This window comes from Spiroplasma endosymbiont of Lariophagus distinguendus (genome assembly GCF_023846195.1).
Taxonomy (GTDB): Bacteria; Bacillota_I; Bacilli_A; order Mycoplasmatales; family VBWQ01; genus Spiroplasma_E.
Map to the genome: position 1 here is coordinate 1 of NZ_JALMUW010000068.1, position 5077 is coordinate 5077.

3 protein-coding genes and 1 pseudogene are annotated in these 5077 nt (G+C 26.4%); 1 reads left to right on the forward strand and 3 read right to left on the reverse strand.

Annotated elements, in window-relative coordinates:
* Nucleotides 1–6 precede the first annotated feature (6 nt).
* From glpK to glpO, 3 genes are read right to left on the reverse strand one after another with little or no spacing between them, the layout of a single operon-like run.
* Entirely contained in the window at nucleotides 7–1575 is a 1569-nt protein-coding gene (gene glpK / locus M0D11_RS05190; RefSeq protein ID WP_252320726.1) for a glycerol kinase GlpK, read from the reverse strand.
* Between the two features lie 25 nt (nucleotides 1576–1600).
* Nucleotides 1601–2374: an MIP/aquaporin family protein gene (locus tag M0D11_RS05195; RefSeq protein ID WP_252320728.1), complete on the reverse strand. Its 774-nt coding sequence runs from the start codon at nucleotides 2372–2374 to the stop codon at nucleotides 1601–1603.
* Between the two features lie 18 nt (nucleotides 2375–2392).
* Nucleotides 2393–3505 carry a type 2 glycerol-3-phosphate oxidase gene (gene glpO / locus M0D11_RS05200; RefSeq protein ID WP_252320730.1) on the reverse strand — a complete coding sequence of 371 codons (1113 nt, stop codon included), beginning with the start codon at nucleotides 3503–3505 and terminating at the stop codon, nucleotides 2393–2395.
* A 268-nt stretch (nucleotides 3506–3773) separates the two neighbouring features.
* On the opposite strand from glpO, the pseudogene M0D11_RS05205 reads away from it, so the two are divergent.
* Nucleotides 3774–5077 (forward strand): annotated as a pseudogene (locus M0D11_RS05205) (hypothetical protein); the annotation flags it as partial.

A 5077-nucleotide genomic window follows, 5' to 3' on the forward strand; every position in this document is an offset into this window, starting at 1 on the left:
TTATTTTTATTTAATAGAAGTAGTTCAACCACGTGTTCTTTTAACTGCTTCTTGTCAACCCTTATAAAAAGTTTCTGCTTTTTTTTCTGTCATAATTGGTTTATATTCTTTTTCAATTTTATTTATTTTTTTAATATCATTAATATTTCAAAATCCAATTGCAAGTCCTGCTAAGTAAGCAGTACCCATTGCTGTAGTTTCAGTATTTTTAGGTTTAATTAAATTAGTACGACTAATGTCACTTTGGAATTGCATAATATATGAATTATTACTTGCTCCACCATCAACTTTAATCTTAATTTTTAAATCTTTTAAATCTTTATTTAATTTAACATCTGCTTGCATTGCCAGAATAACATCTTGTGACTGGTAAGCTAATGATTCAATGGTACCTTTAACAATATGTTCACGCTTCGTACCACGTTCTAAACCAAATATAGCGCCACGTGCTGTTGAATCTCAATAAGGGGCACCCAAACCAACAAAAGCAGGTACTACATAAATACGTTGTTCTTCTTTGGGATTAACAATTTGTGAATATCATAGACTTTCATCGGAACGATATAACATTCGTAATTGATCACGTAAAAATTGAACAGCAGCCCCTGCAATAAAAACTGAACCTTCTAAAGCAAAAACTGGTTCTTCGCCTGATAATTGATAAGCAATAGTCGTTAGTAAACCTTGTTTTGAAAAAAGAGGAGTATTTCCAATGTTCATTAAAATAAAACAACCAGTACCATAAGTATTTTTGATTTCACCAGGTGTTAAACATAATTGACCAAATAATGCAGCTTGTTGATCACCAATTGCAGCAGTAATAGGAATTTCTTGCTCATCATTTTGGAATAACATTCCTTTATAAGTAGTTCCAATTTTACCTGAACTGGGAACTACTTCTGGTAACATATTTTTAGGAATATTAAATAATTCTAGTAATTCTTCATCTCATTTTTTAGTATTAATGTTGAATAACATTGTTCGTGAAGCATTTGTAATGTCAATAACATGTTTAGTTTTTTCAACATTATTTTCAATACCATTTGTCATTTTATAAATTAATCAACTATCAATAGTACCAAAAGCTAGTTTTCCTTTTTTTGCTAATTCACGTGCATTTTTAACATTATCTAAAATTCATTTTATTTTAGTAGCAGAAAAATAAGAATCAATTAGTAAGCCGGTTTTTTTATGAATTTTTTCTTTTCATCCTTTTTTTGCTAATTCTTCACAGTAATCTGCTGTTCTGCGATCTTGTCAAACAATAGCGTTATAAATTGGTAAACCTGTATCACGATTTCATACTACTGTTGTTTCACGTTGATTAGTAATACCAATTGCTTCAATTTGATTAGATTTAATATTACTTTTATTTAAAGCTTGTTGCATTGTTGTTAATTGATTATTTCAAATTCCAAGTGCATCATGTTCAACTCAACTTGATTGAGGGGGATAATGCTGAGGTATATCAATTTGATTGATACCAGTAATTTTTCCTTCTTTATCAATAATTAAAGTACGACAACTAGATGTACCTTCATCTAATGCCATAATATATTTTTTTTCTTCTGACATATTATTTATCCTTTCTGTACTTTTATTAAAGTATTTCAATTACTTGAATTAAACCACCAGCAATAATTGCTCCTAAAATTGGTCCAATAACAGGAACTGGAGCATATTTTCAATCAGAACTTCCTTTATTTGCTATTGGTAAAATAGCATGAATAATTCGTGGTCCTAAATCTCGAGCTGGATTAATAGCAAAACCTGTTGGTCCACCAATAGCAAGTCCAATAACCATAACACCAATACCAACAGTCGCAGGTCCAGTAATAAACGCAGAACCACTATTAAATATTTGTGAATTAATAACTAAATTTTTAATACCAATAGTAGCACAAACAATCATAACTAGCATAAATGTTCCAATAATTTCTGTTATAGTATTTCAAATATAACTACGTTCGGCTGGAGCTGTTGCAAAAGTTGCTAAAATTTTATTATTATCTTCAGTAATGTTATATTGTTTAAAATATGCTAAGTAAACAACTAATTGTCCTAACATTGCACCTAAAAATTGAAATAAAATATAAAATGGAATATAAAGGAAGTTTTCCCCAATAAAAGCTGTTTTTTTATTAGCAACTCATAATCCAATAGTAACAGCTGGATTTAAATGTGCTCCTGAAATTCCACTTAACATTGCAGCAATAGCAACAGCAAATCCTCATCCAGTACAAATAACAAGTCAACCGCTATTTTCTCCCTTTGTTTTTTTTAATAAAACGTTGGCAACAACACAATTTCCTAGTAAAATTAGGATAAATGTGCCAAATAGTTCACCAATAATTACTTGTGAGACTTCTGGCATAATATTTTCCTCCTTAAATTAAATATTTTTTATCATATTTGCTACTAGTAAAGCAATTGCTGGTGCTGAACTTAGACCTGGTGATTTAATACCAGCAACATTAATAAAGTTAGTATTATTACTAGCAAATTTTATGAAAAAATCATCAGTTTCAACACAAATTGCTCGTGAACCACTAATTACTTTACAAGTTTTATTAATATTTAAAGTTGGAATAATTTTTAGACCAATTTTATTAATAAGTTCAATATCTTCAATTGTAATTAATCTAGTATCACTTTTCGGTACATTTTCATGAGAAGTAGGACCCACCAAGATATGACCATCAAGCATTGGAGCAACTATTACTCCTTTACCATGAATAGTAGGTATCATAAATAGAATGTGATTATTTATAATATGATTTTCGGTTTTTTCAAGAATACAATACTGTCCTCTTCTAGTTTTTAAAGTGAAATCTTGACAATTTATTAACTTTGCAATATCATCAGCATAATGACCAGCAGCATTAATAATATATTTTGAAGTAAAAGTTACTTTTTTTTGATTATTTAAACAAGTAACTCGAAAACCTGAATTTAATGTTTCAATATTAATTACTTGATGATCAACTTTTAGTTGTCCTCTATTTTTAATCATGCGATTAATTAAAGATTGTGTTAATAATACTGGATCAACAGCATATGAAGCAGAACAAAGTAGTGCACTAGTAACTTTTGGGTTAACATTAGGTTCTAATGAAATTACTTCTTCTCTTGTTAATATTGATAATTCTTTTTTAGCAAGACCATTAGTAATACCACGTGCATATAATTTTTGTATTTCTGAGTTTTCTTCTTTGCTAAAAGCAAGTATTAAAGAATCAATTTTTTTTCATGGAAAATCTAAATTTTTAAATCAATCATTTTCATATAATTTTCTGCCCTCTAGATTTAATTTAGCATTTAGTTTTCCTGGTGTTGGATCAAATCCACCATGAATGACTCCAGAATTTCCTTCTGATGTTTCTTGGGCAATTCTTAAATTTTTTTCTAAAATAACTACTTTTAAGTTTCTTTTTGATAATTCATCACTAATAGCAGCACCAATAACACCAGCACCAATAGTAATAACATCAAAATCAAATTCCATTACTTTCACCTCTCTCTAAACATCATTAAGAACAAAAGTTCTATCTGTGTATAGTTTAATTATAATATATTTTTTTATTATTAACTTAATTCAAAATATTAGATTAATTTTTAAACATTTTTAAATGAGATTTTATTAAAAAAAATAAGAAAAATTTGTGTTATATTATAAATAACGATATAAATTCAATATCGTTATAATTTTAATGAGTATATATAAAAAGATATCTAATTATTAAAATTGTATTATTTAAAAGGTAGGTATATGAATGAAACAATTATTAATTACTTTAAGTACATTAACAACATTAACTTTAACAAGTAATACTGTTATTAATAGTATTAATGATAATATTGTTAATAACAGTAGCTTAACAAATAAATCATCAATAAAGAATTTTACAAATTCATTATTTAATAATCAATGAAATATTTTAGGTACTAGTGATTGAATTACTAACCAATTAATAACCGATTATAAATTTTACAGTTATGATACTTCAGCATTAAAAAGTTATACTTTTGCCAATGCTCAAAATACTTTTTTAGTAGATACAACAGGTAATCTAGTTTATAATACCAAAGTAATTGTTCCTGATAAAGATAAATCAGATATTGAAAATACAAAACAAGAAATGAATAATACTAAAAAAGTAACTACTATTAAAGATACATATAATCCATATAGTAAAAGTGAATATAGTACTTCTTACTTTAGTGGTGATAATCAAGATTGAAAGTTAATTCAGCAAGGTGGAATTGAAAAACACATTGATATTTCACAACAAACAGGTGGTCATAAAGTTGAGCATAGTGATAATTTAAGTGAAACATTGGGTCTATATTATATTGCTAAAGCAACATTATCTAATAAAATTGATAGAACAATTGCTGAGAAGTTGTCTAATTATTTTATTAGTCAAAGTAGTTTAAAAGGAAAAATTAATAATGAATTAGCTACTAAAATTGTTGATTTAATTGTTGATAATAAAGATATTTATAATTTTATTTATAATCTTCCATTTAATATTAGTGACAAGAACTATTCATTAAACTATATTTTTGATAATAATAATTTAATTGAAATTTATTATAATAAATTTAAAAATGATAATATTACACAAAATGTAAATTTTAATTATACTACTAATTATAATGGAACAGATTCTACAAATGTTTATAATAGTGAGCAAAAAAATATATTTTCAAATTGAACTGACTATGCTAAATCTTGGGATGATTTTACTACTTTATTTCCTAGTATCAGCTTTGATAATAATTCTTTTATTTCTGCTGGTGATTCAAGTCAAAGTACTCAAAAACATAATATTAAAATTAGCACAAAAGATATAACAGAAGCGATTGATAATTCTGCTAAAATTGATAATAATTTTTCTGTAAGTGGTTTTATGTGACATGCATATATTAATTCATCTGTTTTTATTTGACATGATTCTTCTGGTATTTACATTAAATTTTGAATTGGTGAAGATTCATTTTTTTATAATGATAGTCTTATTTTTTCTATAGTATTAGATAAAGCTACTTTTAATAATTGGGAGCGTGTCGAAGA